Genomic DNA, 881 nt, shown 5'->3' with positions numbered 1-881 from the left:
AGCCACAATTAAAACCCATAAACTATGAAAATAATAACGACAACATTTTTATTACTAATTTCTTTTTATTCTTATTGCCAAACAGAATATTATACAACTGATGGAAAAAACAGAATTACAAAATCAGAGGCAGAGGAAATGTTAACTAAACAGGTTGACAAAATGACCAAAATACTCGGAAAACAGTTATACGGAAGTTTGACAATTGAGAATACCGAAACAAAAAAGGATTCTATAATTTCTAAAATATCTTTTGCCATTAGTGACAAAAAGAAAGACAACTTAATTAATTCTGGACCATTATCTGAATTTAAAGACAAAGAATTCCCAAAATTTGACTTAAAGACTTTAGCCGATAAAAACTTTAATTCCGAAAAACTAATAGGCAAACCAACTATGATTAATTTTTGGTTTACAAGATGTGNGCCTTGCATTGACGAAATGCCTGTTTTGAATAAAATAAAAGAAAAGTACAAAGATGACTTTAATTTTATTGCTATTACATACGAGAAAAAGGAAGATGTTGAAAAATTTCTTGAAAAACATCCGTTTGACTTTGAGCATCTAATAAATGCCAAGGATTTTACCGACCAATTAGGAATTCAGGCGTATCCAATGAATTTATTTTTAGACAAAAATGGTGTTTTAAAATATGTCAAAGGCGGAATTCCATACGAAAGTAAAGAAGGAGAAGAATTGAAAATGGGAGAAGGAAATGAAATTATTGAGATTATTGAAGAGCTAAAATAACTGTGGCTAACAATGTATATAAAAAATAGGCGAAATAGTAGTAAATTCAAGGGTTTTGGCTCGTAACAAACTTTGTGTTTAACCGAAAGTTTAGTGCTTCGAAATCGCCTACTTTTCATATACTAAACGTT

General features: G+C 29.7%; 1 protein-coding gene. It reads left to right on the top strand.

The genetic code is table 11. From position 1 onward, the window contains the following. Window positions 1-24: 24 nt before the first annotated feature. Window positions 25-750, top strand: coding sequence for a TlpA family protein disulfide reductase (locus PGOND44_RS14870; RefSeq protein WP_003447257.1), 726 nt, complete (start codon window positions 25-27; stop codon window positions 748-750). Window positions 751-881 lie beyond the last annotated feature (131 nt).

It is taken from the genome of Psychroflexus gondwanensis ACAM 44 (assembly GCF_000355905.1).
Taxonomy (GTDB): Bacteria; Bacteroidota; Bacteroidia; order Flavobacteriales; family Flavobacteriaceae; genus Psychroflexus; species Psychroflexus gondwanensis.
Note: the sequence above shows the minus strand (reverse complement) of the source record. Positions and strands in the feature narration are given on the sequence as shown.